Genomic DNA, 14,819 nt, shown 5'->3' with positions numbered 1-14,819 from the left:
GCTCCGCTTTGCCCACCCTACGAGATTGAGCATTGCTGCGCTCACTTCGAGAGCTCCTTCAAGCCGAGACGAATGAGCTGCGCGGTCTCCGCATTTTCACCGGCATTCCGAGACGCCGTTGCAATCGCTGCGGCCGCTTGTGGCTGGCCGTAACCGAGATTGACCAGCGCCGAAATCGCATCCGCTACAGGCCGCGGCGCGCGCTGATCGTCGACGGCGCCGGCGAGATGCACGACGGCCGGATCGACATTGGCGAAGGCCGGCGCCTTGTCCTTCAGCTCGGTGACGATGCGTTCGGCGACCTTCGGGCCAACACCGGGCGTGCGCGCCACCGCGGCCTTGTCGCGCAATGCAATCGCGTTGGCGAGATCGGCCGGCACCAGCGTGCCGAGCACCGCGAGCGCGACCTTGGCGCCGACGCCCTGCACGGTCTGGAGCAGACGAAACCATTCGCGCTCCTGATCGGTGCGGAAGCCGAACAGTTTGATCTGATCCTCGCGGACATAGGTCTCGATCGACAATACGGCGGCTTCGCCCGGCGCGGGAAGATGTTGCAGCGTGCGGGCGGAACAGTGCACTTGATAGCCGACGCCGCCAACGTCGAGGACGACATAATCCTCGCCATAGGAATCGATCAGACCCTTGAGCTTGCCGATCATAACCCGGCCACCTTCAGCCGCAGCGCCGTGCTCTGGCGGTGATGAGCGTGGGTGATGGCAATGGCCAGCGCGTCCGCGGCGTCTGCCGACGGCGGCTCGGCTTTCGGCAGCAAGATCTTCAGCATCATCGCGATCTGCTGCTTGTCGGCGTGGCCAGCGCCGACCACGGTCTTCTTGACCTGGTTCGGCGCGTATTCGGCGACCGAGATGCCGAACATTGCGGGCGCCAGCATGGCGACGCCACGGGCCTGGCCGAGCTTCAGCGTGGCGACACCGTCCTTGTTCACAAAAGTCTGCTCGACCGCGGCTTCCATCGGCTGATGGTTGGAGAGAATGGCCGCGAGCCCCTCATGGATCGCCAATAGCCGGCTCGACAGCGGCAGATCGTCCGGCGGTTCCACCGAACCGCAGGCGACGTAGATCAGGCGGTTGCCGTCGGCCTCGATCACGCCCCAGCCGGTGCGGCGCAGGCCGGGGTCGATGCCGATGATACGAACGGGTTGGCGAATCGGGAGCGCGGTCATGGGCCAGTGATAGCGGTTGCCCCATGATAGCGAAACAGAAACAGAACAGAAGTCCCCGGGGAAAGGCGGTCCGGCGCCCCTACCCGCCCATCTTCGCCATCAGGGCGTCCGATACCTCGAAATTGGCGTAGACCTGCTGGACGTCGTCATGCTCGTTGAGCAGGTCCATCAGCTTCAAGAGCTTCTCGCCGGTCTCGTCATCGACCGCGACCGTGTTCTGCGGTTTCCAGATCAGCGCGGCCTTGCGCGGCTCGCCGAACTTGGCTTCCAGCGCCTTGGCGACGTCGCGATAGCTTTCGGTCGAGGCGTAGATTTCGTGGCCGCCTTCACCCGAGACGACGTCGTCTGCGCCGGCCTCGATCGCGGCATCGAGCACCGCGTCGTCATCGGCGACACTGCGGTCGTATTCGATGACGCCGGTGCGGTCGAACATGAAGGAGACCGAGCCGGTTTCGCCGAGATTGCCGCCGGATTTGGTGAAGAAGGAGCGGATGTCGGAGGCGGCGCGGTTGCGGTTGTCGGTCAGCGCCTCGACGATGACGGCAACGCCGCCCGGGCCGTAGCCCTCGTAGCGGATCTCGTCATAGTTCTCGCCATCGTTGCCGAGCGCCTTCTTGATGGCGCGCTCGATATTGTCCTTCGGCATGTTCTCCTGCCGCGCGGCGATCACGGCGGCGCGCAGGCGGGGGTTCATGGCGGGGTCAGGCGTACCGAGCTTGGCCGCGACAGTGATTTCCCGCGCCAGCTTGCCGAACAGCTTCGACTTCTGGGCATCCTGCCGCCCCTTGCGGTGCATGATGTTCTTGAATTGGGAATGTCCGGCCATGCGTGGTCTCTTGGTCTCTTTGGAGTAGTCCGCCAGCGAGCGAGGAAAGCGCGGCGTTATAGGCCGCCACCCCACCGGAATGAAAGAGGTCTTTGCCGCCACAGGGTATCACTGTAGTGGCCCATGCCTAGATGTCAGGCACCGTTAACCGTGACTTCATTCCGGGCTGAGAAAATAGCGTCGACCCGTCTTCCCCGACAAGAGTGACCCGATGGCGTTTGCATTATTTCGGAAGCGTCTGCCGGAAACGGCCGCGCCTGCGGCGGCCCCTCAGGCTGCGGCTGCGCAGCCGGCGGCCCCTTCCGAGCCCGCTCCGGCCCCTGACGCCGATTCGGCCCGGGAAATCCTGGAGCTGCTGGAACTCGAGCTCGGTGCGATGATCCGCCAGCTCGAACGCGCGGCCAATTCGGTGGCGGGCGGCGCCGAGGCGACCGCGGCAACGCTGGCGGACATCCGCCATCGCACCGACGCGCTGACCGGGCGAACCAACGCGGCGCAGTCGAACGCCTCCAGCTTTGCCCATGCCGCCGACAAGTTCACCCAGTCCGCGCAAGGCATCGGCGCTCAGGTCCGCGAAGCGGGCAAGCTCGCCGACCAGGCCAGCGAAGCGGCCCAGGAGGCCCGCGCCAATGTCGACCGCCTGCGCGAATCCTCCGCGGCGATCGGCAACGTCGTCAACCTGATCGCCCAGATCGCGCGGCAGACCACCCTGCTCGCGCTCAACTCCACCATCGAGGCCGCGCGCGCGGGCGAGGCCGGCAGGGGCTTTGCGGTCGTCGCCACCGAGGTCAAGGCGCTCGCGGTGCAGACCCAGAGCGCGACCGAGGAGATCACCAAAAAGATCGACGCGCTCCAGCGCGACGCCGCCGGCTCCGCCGACGCGGTGCACCGGATTTCGCAGGCGATCGAGGCGATCCGCCCGGTGTTCGATACCGTCAACGGCGCGGTGGCCGAACAGAACGCCACCACCAGCGAAGTCTCCGGCAATGCCGCCAGCGCATCGGAATTCATCAGCTCGGTCGGCGAGAGCGCGGCCGAGATCGACGCCGCGACCAAGGCCGCCGAGATCCACGGCGAGGACGTCGCCAGCGCCGGCAAGGCGGTGACGACCTTCGCGCAGAAGCTGAAATCGCGTTGCGCGGTGCTGCTCAAGCAGAGCGAGCACGACGATCGCCGCAAGACCGAGCGGCTGCCCTGCCATCTCAAATTCGAGAGCGCGCGCGGCGTGTTGCCGGTCTACGAGATCGCGATGGACGGCGTCTTGATCGGCGGAGCGGACGCAAGCCGGCTCGCGCCGCAGGCGATCGTCGAGGGCAGCCTCGAAGACGTCGGCGCCTGCCGCCTGCGCGTGATCGAGCAGGCCAAAGCCGGCGCCCGCACCCAATTCGTCAGTCCCGATGCCGCGCTGCGCGAGAAGATCGAAGACAAGCTCTGGTCGATCCACGAGGAGAACACCGAGTTCGTGACCCGCGCGATGGAGGCGGGCAATGCGCTGACCCGGCTATTCGAGCAGGCGGTCGCCCGCGGCGAGGTCGGGATCAACGACCTCTTCGACACCGACTACGTCGAGATCGCCGGCACCGATCCGCAGCAATACCGCACGAAATATCTTGATTGGGCCGACCGCGCCCTGCCGCCGTTCCAGGAGGCCTTTCTCGCCAGGGACCCACGCATGGCATTCTGCGCCATGGTCGACCGCAACGGCTTCCTGCCGGTCCACAACAAGATCTATTCGCATCCGCAACGACCGGGCGACCCCGGCTGGAACATGGCCAACAGCCGCAACCGGCGAATCTTCAACGATCCGGCGGGGCTCGCTGCCGCCCGCAACCTGCGCTCGTACCTGGTCCAGAGCTACGCGCGCGACATGGGCAACGGCAACACCGTGATGATGCGCGAGATCGACGTCCCGATCCGCGTGCAGGGCCGGCACTGGGGCGGATTCCGCACGGCTTACAAGCTGTAGTGCACGCTCAGGCAAGACGGCGGCCGCGAATCATCCTCTAAACTCGAAATCGGACTGGGAATGCCGCGGGGGGCCGGCGAGCGGCTCTGACTGGAGGACTCATCTGATATGTCCGTCGCACAACTTGCAGTCCTGGACACCGGCTCCAACCGGACTCTCGCCGAACGGCTGATCGACCAGCTTGCCGACCGCATCGGCGGCCTCGGCGTCGAGCTCGCCGACATTGCCGGCAACGTCCAGGAAGTCGCACACCGCGTCGCCAACCAGTCGGAACGGTTCCACCATCTCCAGAAGACCGCCGAGACCATGGTCTCGGCCAACCACGACATCGCCAACGCCTCGCAGGCGGTGCAATCGACCACGTCGGCGGCGGTCGGCGAGATCGCGCAGTCGCGCAGCGCAGTCGATACCGCGGTCAGCCACATCTCCGAGCTCGTCGCGGCCGTCGAGCGGATCGAGGCGCGGCTTGGCGCCGTCGGCTCCGCGCTGGCGCAGGTGGCCAAGGTCTCCGGCTCGATCGAGGCGATCGCCAAGCAGACCAATCTGCTTGCCCTGAACGCAACCATCGAAGCCGCGCGCGCCGGCAATGCCGGACGCGGCTTTGCGGTGGTCGCGAGCGAGGTCAAGAATCTCGCGGAGGCGACGCGCCAGGCCACCCACCAGATCTCCGACACCGTGCGCGATCTCGACGGCCAGATCGAAGGCCTGATCGGCGAGAGCAGCGACGCTTCGCAGCGGGCGAAGACCGCGGGTGAAGGCGCGCAAGCGATCTCCGGCATCATCTCACGCGTCCAGCAGGGCTTTGCTTCGGTCGAGGCGGAGATCGACAACGTCACGCGCGCTGCAACCTCCAATCTCGGCCATTGCGACACCGTCATCAACGAGCTCAGCGAGCTCGCCAAGGGCGTCGATCTCTCCTCGCGCGATCTCAAGCACGCCGACGAGCGGGTGGCGAAGCTGCTCGACACCTCCGAAGGCCTGATCGCGCTGATCGCCGACAGCGGCGTCGAGACGTCGGACACGCCGCTGATCCGCGTCGTGGTCGAGACGGCCAAGCGGATTTCGGCCGAATTCGAAGCCGCCATCGATCGCGGCGAGATCACGCTCGACAAGCTCCTGGACGAGAACTACCGCGAGATCGCGGGCACCGATCCGAAGCAGTACCTCACCAATTACGTCGAATTCACCGACCGTGTGCTGCCCGCGATCCAGGACCCGATCCAGAAATCGGATCCGCGCATCGTCTATTGCGTCGCCTGGGCGAGGAGCGGCTATCTGCCGACCCACAATCCGAACTACCGCCTGCCGCAAGGCAAGGACCCGGTCTGGAACAACGCCAATTGCCGCAACCGCCGCCTGTTCAACGATCGAACGGTGAAGAAGGTCGCGGCCAACACAAAACCGTTCCTGCTGCAGACCTATCGCCGCGACATGGGCGGCGGGCAGTTCGTGCTGATGAAGGATTTGTCCTCGCCGATCATGGTCCGCGGCAAGCACTGGGGCGCGTTCCGGATGGGATTCCGGCAGGGCTGATTCAAATCTCGAAAACAACCCCATGCACAGTAGCCGGGGTGTGCGGGATCAACGGCTTAGCGCTTCGTCACGCCCCTGGCGCCGATGAACACTTGACGCGTCGGGCAAAACAGGCGCATAATGCTATTATTCCGAAATCGCTACGCACGCAGCGCAGCTTCGGCCATGGCGCCGGATGAGGGGCCTCTCTCCGCACGTTCAGTATCGTACGGTGGGCAAAGCAAAGCGTGCCCACGCATTTCGATTTACGTGCAGAGAGATGGTGGGCACGGCGCAAGTGCGCCTTTGCCCACCCTAAGACACTTGTCGTCCCGGACAAGCGAAGCGCAGATCCGGGACCCATACGCCGCAGCAATAGTTTTGCGAAGGCTCGGAGTGACCGGCTTCGCGCAACAACGACTCCCTGTGGTTATGGATCCCCGCGTTCGCGGGGATGACACCGAGTTTGTGGCGCCGTTCTTCAGCTCAACCAGAACTTCGGCGTCGCTGGCTCCAGCCGTCCACCGACGCGCACCGGTGCGATCTTGAGCGCGAGGCCTGTCGCATCGTCCGTCTCCACCGCCACTCCGCTGAGTGTTGCCACACCGGGCGCCGGCTCGAAGCGGCCTGACGGAATCCCCGAGGTGAAGCGGCGCAGCGGCTCTTCCTTCTGCATGCCGATGATGGAGTCGTAGTCGCCGGTCATGCCGGCGTCGGTCATGTAGGCGGTGCCGCCCGACAGGATCTGGTGGTCGGCGGTCGGCACGTGGGTGTGCGTGCCGACGACGAGGCTGGCGCGGCCGTCGCAGAAGAAGCCGACGCCCTGCTTCTCGCTGCTCGCCTCGCAATGGAAATCGACGACGATGGCATCGGCGGCAACGCCGAGCGGACAGGCCCCCAGTTCGCGCTCGAGCGCGGCGAAGGGATCGTCGAACGGGGTCATGAAGACGCGCCCGAGCGCATTGACGACGAGGGCATGCTTGCCGTTCTTGGTCTCGACCAGAGCCGCGCCGCGGCCGGGCGTACCACGCGGATAATTCGTCGGCCGCACCAGGCGCTCGGCGCGCTCGATGAAGACCAGCGCTTCGCGCTGGTCCCAGGAGTGATTGCCAAGCGTCACCGCATCGGCGCCGGCGTCGAGAAACTCCTGATAGATCGCTTCGGTGATGCCGAAACCGCCCGCCGAGTTCTCGCCGTTGACGACGACGAAATCGAGCGACCAATCCTTGACCATGCCGGGCAGGTATTCGGCGATGGCATTGCGCCCGCTGCGGCCGACGACATCACCCACGAAGAGAATGCGCAACTTCAGAACTCCGGAAATCGAATACGTCCGATTCCGTTAGCACATAATCCAGCGCCACGTCGTGCGATAGTGCCGGAACCGCCTTGATCTCCTGCGCCGCAAAAGCCAGTCCAATGCCGACGATGTGCTTGGCCTTGCGCAGATGCGCGAAGGTGAAATCGTAATGACCGGCACCATAGCCGATGCGATGGCCGAGACGGTCGAACGCTGCAAGCGGCGTCAGCATGATGTCGGGGATCACCTCAGCGGCCGCGGGCGACGGCTCGGGAATGCCGAGCGGGCCGAGCATCAGGCGGTCGTCCGGATGGAAGAGGCGGAAGATCAGCGACTGGCCCCGCGCGGTGACGCAGGGCAGCGCCAGCTTTGCGCCCTCCTCGGCGAGCTTCTTCATCAGCGGCATCGGGTCGATCTCGCTGCGGATCGGCGAATAGCCGGAGACGATGCTGCCCGGCAGCAGCTTGAACGGCAGCCCGCGCTTGGCGAGTTTTGCCGCAGCGGCGACGCGCTTCTTCTCGCTCAGCGCGTCGCGCGCCGCGAGGGCTTTGGCACGGAGTTCGGATTTGCTGTTGGTCATGTGCGTTGGTCCCGAGGCAGAGTTGTCTGCCGTCATCACCCGCGAAGGCGAGTGATCCAGTATTGCAGAGACGCCAGTGCTAGAGCCTCAACGCCGCGGCGTACTGGATGCCCCGGTCAGCCGGGGCATGACACCTGAACCGCAAGCGTGTCGGGGACGCAATTCGACAGGCACGAACCAGAAGCGAAGAAACAGTGCGAAGCCGCGTACGCCGTTGAAGCACTCGATCCCGGAGTTCCCTACGAAAGTAGGTGGGCACCATATGTCCGGGCCCACGGGCCCGGCCAGGGACAGTTCCCTAAAGGATCGATAAGGCCCCGGGGATATATGGCTCCTGACGCGCGTCGCAGCCTCGCTTGCGCAATGTAACAACGATGCTGACGAATCGCCAGCCTCTCGCGGCGGCCTCGGTGCCCACCTCTCCCCAGCGGGGAGAGGTCGGATTGCAGCTGGCGATGCGAAGCATCGTCCAGAGCAATCCGGGTGAGGGGGCGCGGCAGGCAGAGGGACCTTAAGGCCTCACCCGGATCGCATCTTACGATGCGATCCGACCTCTCCCTCCGGGAGAGGTGGGCACCTTCGGCGCCGGCTCGCGACCCTTCGTTCTGACCACTATCACCCGATCGCGATTCCATTCCCGACGGTGCGGTTCAGCACCTGGGTCGACTTCTCGATGCGTTCGGCGGCGGCGTTCAGTGCGTTGACGACGGCGGTCTGGGTCATGCGGGCGCGCTCGACGGCGGCGTTGCGGAAATCCCGGAGCTCCGTCAGCTCCTGCTCCAGCGTCCGGACGCGATTGCTGGTGTCGACCAGTTCGTCGCAGACGGTCAGCGCGGCCATCACGGTGAGGCGCGCATCGCCGATCTCGCCGAATTTTCCGCGCAACGACTGAATGCGTGTCTCCAGGGTTTCGGCGAGCTTGAGCAGCCGCACCTCCTGGCCCTCCTCGCAAGCCATGCGGTATTGCCGCGCGTTGATGGTGACGTTGATGTGGCTCATCCGTCCTCTCCGGTATCGAGCACCGAGCGTATCGTGACGATGGCGGAATCCAGCCGATCGGAGATCTCGCGGTTGGTGCGCTCGAGCTTGCGCGCCTTCACCAGCGCGCCGTCGAGCTCATCGGCAAGCCGCGAACGGTCCGCACCCAGCGCCTGGATTCGCGTCGCGAGCTCGTTCTCGTCGCGATCGGCATCGCGCCGCCGCTCCACCGCGCTTTCGAGCGCGTCGAGTGCCGCCGTGAGTCTGCGGGTCGCGATCTCGATCTCGACGGCGGAGGACTCCGTCATGGCAGCGCTTTTGGATACGCGATCGTTCATGCAGTCAGCGGCGGAACCCTGTGGGCTATGCCCGTGGCCTTACGGGGCTTGCCGCCCGGCAAAAGACTCGGTTCGGCAAGCGGTTAGAAGCAGAAATTTACGTGGCAAGCTAGCGAATCGCAACGCCGCCGCGAAACTATGCACCGATAAGCAGCTTTTCGCGCCGTGGCGCGTTTGATTGCCTTGGACTCCCGGAACCGAGGTGCTATCCCAGCCCCGTCCTTCAGTGGCCGAAAGGCTCCTTTCCGCGCGGGCGACCCGCCCCCAAGCGCCTCATTTCAGACGGATTTTAGACATGACGCAGGTCGACCACAACCGCATGGCCAACGCTATCCGCGGCCTCTCGATGGACGCTGTCGAGAAGGCGAAGTCGGGCCATCCCGGCCTGCCGATGGGCGCCGCCGACATCGCCACGGTGCTGTTCACGCGGTTCCTGAAATTCGACGCCGCCGTCACCGATTGGCCGGACCGCGACCGCTTCGTGCTCTCCGCCGGCCACGGCTCGATGCTGCTCTATTCGCTGCTGTACTTGACCGGCAACGCCGCGATGACGCTGGACCAGCTCAAGAACTTCCGTCAGCTCGGCTCGCTGACCCCCGGCCACCCCGAGAACTTCCACACCAAGGGCATCGAGACCACCACCGGCCCGCTCGGCCAGGGCATCTCGACCGCAGTCGGCATGGCGCTCGCCGAGAAGATGCTCGCCGCCGAATTCGGCAAGAAGATCGTCGACCATCATACCTACGTGCTCGCCTCCGACGGCGACCTGATGGAAGGCGTGTCGCAGGAAGCGATCGCGATGGCCGGGCACTGGAAACTCGGCAAGCTGATCGTGCTCTACGACGACAACGGCATCTCGATCGACGGTCCGACCTCGATCGCCGACTCGGTCGACCAGGTGAAGCGCTTCAAGTCGGCGGGGTGGGCCGCCGAGAAGATCGACGGTCATGACCAGGCCGCCATTGCCGCTGCGATCACCCGCGCGCAAAAATCCAACAAGCCGACGCTGATCGCCTGCCGCACCACCATCGGCTTCGGCGCGCCGCACAAGGCCGGCACCGCGAAGGCGCATGGCGAAGCGCTCGGCGCCGACGAGCTCAAGGCCGCCAAGGAAAATCTCGGTATCTCGCTCGAGCCGTTCTCGGTGCCCGATGACGTGCTGAAGGCCTGGCGCGCGGCCGGCAGCCGCGGCGCCACGGCTCGCCAGGAATGGGAAGCGCGGCTCGGCGAGCTCGGCAGCCGCAAGCGCGCCGAGTTCGAGCGCCGCCTGCGCCACGAGCGTCCGGCGTCGCTCGCCAAGGCGGTGCGCGCGTACAAGAAGGAGCTGCTCGAGAAGCCGATGACGGCTGCGACCCGCAAGTCGTCGGAAGCGGTGATCGAGGTGATCGCCGGCGCGATGCCGATGGAATTCCTCGCAGGCTCGGCCGACCTCACCGGCTCCAACAACAACAAGGCGAAGTCGGCGACTGCCTTCTCCGCCAAGACGCCGAAGGGCCGCTTCATTCATTACGGCATCCGCGAGCACGGCATGGCCGCCGCGATGAACGGCATTTTCCTGCATGGCGGCTTCGCACCGAACGGCGCAACCTTCCTGGTCTTCACCGACTATGCGCGTCCCGCGATGCGCCTCGCCGCGTTGATGGGCGCGGGCGTCGTCTACGTGATGACGCATGACTCCATCGGCCTCGGCGAAGACGGTCCGACCCATCAGCCGGTCGAGCATCTCGCAGCGCTGCGCGCCATCCCGAACATGCGCGTGTTCCGGCCCTGCGACGCGATGGAGGTTGCCGAGTGCTGGGAGCTCGCGCTCAACCGCGTCGACGGCCCGACCGTGCTGGCACTGACGCGGCAGAACCTGCCGCAGCTCCGCACCACAGCGCCGAACGACAATCCGTGCCAGCATGGCGCCTACGAGCTGGTTCCGGCACAGGGCGAAGCCAAGGCGACGCTGTTCGCGTCCGGTTCCGAGGTCGAGATGGCCGTGGCCGCCCAGAAGCAGCTCGCTGAACGCGGCATTCCGACGCGGGTGGTCTCGGTGCCCTCGCTCGAGCTCTTGTTAGCGCAACCAAAGGAACGCCGCGATGCGATCATCGGCAACGCGCCGATCAAGGTCGCGATCGAGGCCGCTGTGCGCTGGGGCTGGGACGCCGTGATCGGCCAGGATGGCGAATTCGTAGGCATGCACTCCTTCGGCGCCAGCGCGCCGCTCAACAAGATCTTCCAGCATTTCGGCATTACCGCCGAGGCTGCGGTTAACGCCGTCCTGAAGCGCGTTTCCTGAGAGTTGAGCTTGCCAAAAAAAAGGACTACGTAACTCCTCATATGATCAAGCACCGCCCGGCCGAACCGGGCGTCCGCCTCTAAAAAACCCTCGCAGGCGCGCAAAGCGCGCGCTGTGCGGGACGATGGGGTTATTGAACAGCCGTCACGAAACGGTCAGAAGGAGACGAAACATGGCAGTCCGCGTCGGAATTAACGGTTTTGGCCGCATTGGCCGCAACGTGCTGCGGGCTATCGCTGAGTCCGGCCGCAAGGACATCGAGGTTGTCGGCATCAACGATCTCGGCCCGGTCGAGACCAATGCTCATCTCCTCCGTTACGACAGCGTCCATGGCCGCTTCCCCGGCACCGTGACCGTCGACGGCGACTCGATAAGCCTCGGCAACGGCAAGATCAAGGTGACCGCCGAGCGCGATCCCTCGAAGCTGCCGTGGAAGGATCTCGGCGTCGATATCGCGCTGGAATGCACCGGCATCTTCACTGCGAAGGAGAAGGCCTCCGCGCATCTGACCGCCGGCGCCAAGCGCGTGCTGGTCTCCGCGCCCGCCGATGGCGCCGACGCCACCATCGTCTACGGCGTCAACCACGAGACCCTGACCAAGGATCACCTGGTCGTCTCCAACGGTTCCTGCACCACCAACTGCCTCGCGCCGGTTGCCAAGGTGCTGAACGATCTCGTCGGCATCGAGACCGGCTTCATGACCACGATCCACGCCTATACCGGCGACCAGCCGACGCTGGACACGCTGCACAAGGATCTCTACCGCGGCCGCGCGGCTGCGATGTCGATGATCCCGACCTCGACCGGTGCTGCGAAGGCGATCGGCCTGGTGCTGCCGGAGTTGAAGGGCAAGCTCGACGGCGTTGCGATCCGCGTGCCGACCCCGAACGTCTCGGTGGTCGACCTCAAGATCGTCGCCAAGCGCGCCACCGACGCCAAGGAAATCAACGCGGCGATGAAGCGCGCCAGCGAGCAGCAGCTCAAGGGCATCCTCGGCTACACCAGCGCGCCGAACGTCTCGATCGACTTCAACCACGATCCGCACTCCTCGACCTTCCACGAGGACCAGACCAAGGTGCAGAACGGCACGCTGGTGCGCGTGATGTCCTGGTACGACAACGAGTGGGGCTTCTCCAATCGCATGGCGGACACCGCCGTCGCGATGGCGAAGGTGATCTAAGACCGTAGGTCTCGTGTCCCGGACGCGATGCAGCGTGAAACGCTGCGTCGCAGAGCCGGGACCCATTCGACCGCGGGACCCGTCACATCCTGGGTCCCGGTTCTGCGCAGCGGCACTTCGTGCCGCAGCGCGCCCGGGACAAGAGAGCCGAACATGACCAACAAATTCCGCACCCTCGACGACGTCGACGTGAAGGGCAAGCGCGTGCTGCTGCGCGTCGATCTCAACGTGCCCATGGACAATGGCCGCGTTACCGACGCGACGCGGCTCGAGCGCGTCGCGCCGACCATCACCGAAATCTCCGACAAGGGCGGCAAGGTCATCCTGCTCGCGCATTTCGGCCGGCCGAAGGGGCGCGACCCCAAGGAGTCGCTCAAGCCCGTCGCGGAAGCGCTGTCGAAGGTCGTGAACAAGCCGGTCGCCTTCGCCGATGATTGCATCGGCGAACCCGCGGCCAAGGCCGTCGCGGCGCTGAGGGATGGCGACATCCTTTGTCTGGAAAACACCCGCTTCCACAAAGAGGAAGAGAAGAACGATCCGGCCTTCGTCGCGGAGCTGGCAAAGCTCGGCGACATCTGGGTCAGCGACGCCTTCTCGGCGGCGCACCGCGCCCACGCCTCGACCGAGGGTCTCGGTCACAAGCTGCCCGCCTATGCCGGCCGCACCATGCAGGCCGAGCTCGATGCGCTGGAGAAGGCGCTGGGTTCGCCGACCAAGCCTGTGATCGCCATCATCGGCGGCGCCAAGGTCTCGACCAAGATCGACCTGCTGGAAAACCTCGTCACCAAGGTCGACGCGCTCGTGATCGGCGGCGGCATGGCCAACACCTTCCTGCACGCCCAGGGCGTTGCGGTCGGCAAGTCGCTGGCCGAGAAGGATCTCGCGCCCACCGCGCTGCGCATCATGGAAAAGGCGGAGGCCGCCAATTGCGCCATCATCCTCCCCGTTGACGCGACTGTCGCTTATCACTTCGCCGCGAATGCGCCGTCGCATGCCTATGGCCTCGATGCGATCCCGGCCGACGGCATGATCCTCGACGTCGGCCCGCAATCGATCGTGCGCGTCCAGGCCGCGATCGACGATGCGGCAACACTGGTCTGGAACGGACCGTTAGGGGCGTTCGAGATGCAGCCGTTCGACCGTGGCACGGTTGCGGCCGCCAAGCACGCCGCCGAACGCACCAAGGCCAAGAAGCTGATCTCGATCGCGGGCGGTGGTGATACCGTCGCGGCCCTCAACCAGGCCCATGTGGCCGCTCAATTCACCTATGTCTCGACCGCCGGTGGCGCATTCCTCGAATGGATGGAAGGCAAGCCCCTGCCCGGCGTTGAAGTTCTGCGCGTCAAGTAATTCGTCGGAAAAGCAAGCGGCCCTGCAGGCCCAAACGGAGAAGAAGACACATGGCTCGGATCACGTTGCGTCAATTGCTCGACCATGCGGCTGAGAACGATTACGGCGTACCGGCCTTCAACATCAACAACATGGAGCAGGCACTGGCGATCATGGACGCGGCCAACCAGGTCGACGCGCCCGTCATCATCCAGGCCTCGCGCGGTGCGCGCTCCTACGCCAACGACGTCATGCTCAAGCACATGATGGACGCGGTGACGGAGATCTATCCGCACATCCCGGTCTGCGTGCATCTCGACCACGGCAACGAGGCCGCGACCTGCATGACCGCGATCCAGGCCGGCTTCACCTCGGTCATGATGGACGGCTCGCTCAAGGCCGACGGCAAGACCCCCGGCGACTGGACCTACAATGTCGGCGTCACCAAGACCGTGACCGACATGGCCCATCTCGGCGGCATCTCGGTCGAGGGCGAGTTAGGGGTGCTCGGCTCGCTCGAGACAGGCATGGGCGACAAGGAAGACGGCCACGGTGCCGAAGGCAAGCTCTCCCACGACCAGCTCCTGACCAATCCGGACGAGGCCGTGAAGTTCGTCCAGGAGACCAAGGTCGACGCGCTCGCGATCGCGATGGGGACCTCGCACGGCGCCTACAAGTTCACTCGCAAGCCCGACGGCGACATCCTCGCCATGAACGTGATCGAGGAGATCCACCGCAAGCTGCCGAACACGCATCTGGTGATGCACGGCTCCTCCTCGGTGCCGCAGGACCTGCAGGACATCATCAACACCTATGGCGGCAAGATGAAGCCGACCTGGGGCGTGCCGGTTGCCGAGATCCAGCGCGGCATCAAGAACGGCGTGCGCAAGATCAACATCGACACCGACAACCGCATGGCCATGACCGGCCAGATCCGCAAAGTGCTGAAGGATCACCCGGAAGAGTTCGATCCGCGCAAGTATTTGAAGCCGGCGATGGAAGCCATGACCAAGCTGTGCAAGCAGCGGCTCCAGGAGTTCAACACCGCAGGCCAGGCCTCCAAGTTCAAGAAGGTCCTGACCCCCGCCGAGATGGCCAAGCGCTACGCCAAGGGCGAGCTCGACCCGAAGGTGGCGTAAGCCTCTCAACCCTATTCCCGGGTCATTCCGGGACACGCCAACGGGTCCGCGCGAATGCGCGGCCCGATGACAGGCTCCGCGTGGGCCCGGAATCCATAACCACAGCCTGGGGTTATGGATTCCGGGCCTGCGCCTTTCGGCGCATCCCGGAATGACGGAGAACGGTTTTACCCTGCGACCAACGTTGTCTCGGCAATTGCCCGAGAA

Annotated in this window: 13 protein-coding genes and 1 other RNA gene; 6 read left to right on the top strand and 8 right to left on the bottom strand. The window is 65.2% G+C overall.

Translation table 11 applies throughout. The features are described 5' to 3' along the window. Positions 1 to 41 precede the first annotated feature (41 nt). From ruvA to XH89_RS05825, 3 genes are all read right to left on the bottom strand, one after another. Positions 42 to 659, bottom strand: a complete 618-nt coding sequence (gene ruvA, locus XH89_RS05835) for a Holliday junction branch migration protein RuvA (protein ID WP_194466159.1) — start codon at positions 657 to 659, stop codon at positions 42 to 44. Next, positions 656 to 1,183 (bottom strand): crossover junction endodeoxyribonuclease RuvC, encoded by a 528-nt coding sequence (gene ruvC / locus XH89_RS05830; protein ID WP_027530127.1) that lies wholly within the window; start codon positions 1,181 to 1,183, stop codon positions 656 to 658. The genes ruvA and ruvC overlap by 4 nt, the downstream gene beginning before the upstream one ends. A 79-nt stretch (positions 1,184 to 1,262) precedes the next feature. After that, the gene (locus XH89_RS05825; protein ID WP_194466158.1) at positions 1,263 to 2,009 is read right to left on the bottom strand and encodes a YebC/PmpR family DNA-binding transcriptional regulator; all 747 of its coding nucleotides are present in this window, start codon (positions 2,007 to 2,009) and stop codon (positions 1,263 to 1,265) included. A gap of 211 nt (positions 2,010 to 2,220) precedes the next feature. Between XH89_RS05825 and XH89_RS05820 the strand changes: the two genes are divergently transcribed. Together XH89_RS05820 and XH89_RS05815 are read left to right on the top strand one after the other, a co-directional pair. After that, complete coding sequence (locus XH89_RS05820; protein WP_194466157.1) at positions 2,221 to 3,975, top strand: methyl-accepting chemotaxis protein; 1,755 nt, start codon at positions 2,221 to 2,223, stop codon at positions 3,973 to 3,975. Between the two features lie 108 nt (positions 3,976 to 4,083). Continuing rightward, positions 4,084 to 5,508: a methyl-accepting chemotaxis protein gene (locus tag XH89_RS05815; RefSeq protein WP_194466156.1), complete on the top strand. Its 1,425-nt coding sequence runs from the start codon at positions 4,084 to 4,086 to the stop codon at positions 5,506 to 5,508. Positions 5,509 to 5,968: 460 nt separating this feature from the next. Here XH89_RS05815 and XH89_RS05810 read toward each other — a convergent pair whose 3' ends face one another. The 5 genes from XH89_RS05810 to XH89_RS05790 form a co-directional block, all read right to left on the bottom strand. After that, a complete protein-coding gene (locus XH89_RS05810) occupies positions 5,969 to 6,793 on the bottom strand; it encodes a TIGR00282 family metallophosphoesterase (protein ID WP_194466155.1) in 825 nt (274 codons plus the stop codon). Beyond that, positions 6,771 to 7,367 (bottom strand): 5-formyltetrahydrofolate cyclo-ligase, encoded by a 597-nt coding sequence (locus tag XH89_RS05805; RefSeq protein ID WP_194466154.1) that lies wholly within the window; start codon positions 7,365 to 7,367, stop codon positions 6,771 to 6,773. The genes XH89_RS05810 and XH89_RS05805 overlap by 23 nt, the downstream gene beginning before the upstream one ends. A gap of 195 nt (positions 7,368 to 7,562) precedes the next feature. After that, positions 7,563 to 7,723, bottom strand: a non-coding RNA gene (gene ssrS / locus XH89_RS05800) — 6S RNA. Positions 7,724 to 7,982: 259 nt separating this feature from the next. Next, positions 7,983 to 8,366: a cell division protein ZapA gene (locus tag XH89_RS05795; protein ID WP_194466153.1), complete on the bottom strand. Its 384-nt coding sequence runs from the start codon at positions 8,364 to 8,366 to the stop codon at positions 7,983 to 7,985. Further along, the gene (locus XH89_RS05790; RefSeq protein WP_084292232.1) at positions 8,363 to 8,653 is read right to left on the bottom strand and encodes a DUF4164 domain-containing protein; all 291 of its coding nucleotides are present in this window, start codon (positions 8,651 to 8,653) and stop codon (positions 8,363 to 8,365) included. Before XH89_RS05790 ends, XH89_RS05795 begins: the two co-directional genes overlap by 4 nt. A gap of 325 nt (positions 8,654 to 8,978) precedes the next feature. Between XH89_RS05790 and tkt the strand changes: the two genes are divergently transcribed. From tkt to fba, 4 genes are all read left to right on the top strand, one after another. Continuing rightward, positions 8,979 to 10,964: a transketolase gene (gene tkt, locus XH89_RS05785; protein WP_194466151.1), complete on the top strand. Its 1,986-nt coding sequence runs from the start codon at positions 8,979 to 8,981 to the stop codon at positions 10,962 to 10,964. Between the two features lie 172 nt (positions 10,965 to 11,136). Continuing rightward, the gene (gene gap / locus XH89_RS05780) at positions 11,137 to 12,144 is read left to right on the top strand and encodes a type I glyceraldehyde-3-phosphate dehydrogenase (protein WP_194466150.1); all 1,008 of its coding nucleotides are present in this window, start codon (positions 11,137 to 11,139) and stop codon (positions 12,142 to 12,144) included. 153 nt (positions 12,145 to 12,297) lie between these two features. Next, positions 12,298 to 13,494 carry a phosphoglycerate kinase gene (gene pgk, locus XH89_RS05775; RefSeq protein ID WP_194466149.1) on the top strand — a complete coding sequence of 399 codons (1,197 nt, stop codon included), beginning with the start codon at positions 12,298 to 12,300 and terminating at the stop codon, positions 13,492 to 13,494. Positions 13,495 to 13,544: 50 nt separating this feature from the next. Further along, the gene (fba, locus tag XH89_RS05770) at positions 13,545 to 14,612 is read left to right on the top strand and encodes a class II fructose-bisphosphate aldolase (protein WP_194466148.1); all 1,068 of its coding nucleotides are present in this window, start codon (positions 13,545 to 13,547) and stop codon (positions 14,610 to 14,612) included. Positions 14,613 to 14,819: the final 207 nt, after the last annotated feature.

It is taken from the genome of Bradyrhizobium sp. CCBAU 53340, from assembly GCF_015291645.1.
In the GTDB taxonomy this organism is placed as follows: Bacteria; Pseudomonadota; Alphaproteobacteria; order Rhizobiales; family Xanthobacteraceae; genus Bradyrhizobium.
Note: the sequence above shows the minus strand (reverse complement) of the source record. Positions and strands in the feature narration are given on the sequence as shown.

Excerpts from the sequence above, each read along its gene's own strand:
- ruvA (WP_194466159.1), bottom strand. The coding sequence starts at position 659 with ATGATCGGCAAGCTCAAGGGTCTGATCGATTCCTATGGCGAGGATTAT.
- ruvC (WP_027530127.1), bottom strand. The coding sequence starts at position 1,183 with ATGACCGCGCTCCCGATTCGCCAACCCGTTCGTATCATCGGCATCGAC.
- XH89_RS05825 (WP_194466158.1), bottom strand. The coding sequence starts at position 2,009 with ATGGCCGGACATTCCCAATTCAAGAACATCATGCACCGCAAGGGGCGG.
- XH89_RS05820 (WP_194466157.1), top strand. The coding sequence starts at position 2,221 with ATGGCGTTTGCATTATTTCGGAAGCGTCTGCCGGAAACGGCCGCGCCT.
- XH89_RS05815 (WP_194466156.1), top strand. The coding sequence starts at position 4,084 with ATGTCCGTCGCACAACTTGCAGTCCTGGACACCGGCTCCAACCGGACT.
- XH89_RS05805 (WP_194466154.1), bottom strand. The coding sequence starts at position 7,367 with ATGACCAACAGCAAATCCGAACTCCGTGCCAAAGCCCTCGCGGCGCGC.
- XH89_RS05795 (WP_194466153.1), bottom strand. The coding sequence starts at position 8,366 with ATGAGCCACATCAACGTCACCATCAACGCGCGGCAATACCGCATGGCT.
- XH89_RS05790 (WP_084292232.1), bottom strand. The coding sequence starts at position 8,653 with ATGACGGAGTCCTCCGCCGTCGAGATCGAGATCGCGACCCGCAGACTC.
- tkt (WP_194466151.1), top strand. The coding sequence starts at position 8,979 with ATGACGCAGGTCGACCACAACCGCATGGCCAACGCTATCCGCGGCCTC.
- gap (WP_194466150.1), top strand. The coding sequence starts at position 11,137 with ATGGCAGTCCGCGTCGGAATTAACGGTTTTGGCCGCATTGGCCGCAAC.
- pgk (WP_194466149.1), top strand. The coding sequence starts at position 12,298 with ATGACCAACAAATTCCGCACCCTCGACGACGTCGACGTGAAGGGCAAG.
- fba (WP_194466148.1), top strand. The coding sequence starts at position 13,545 with ATGGCTCGGATCACGTTGCGTCAATTGCTCGACCATGCGGCTGAGAAC.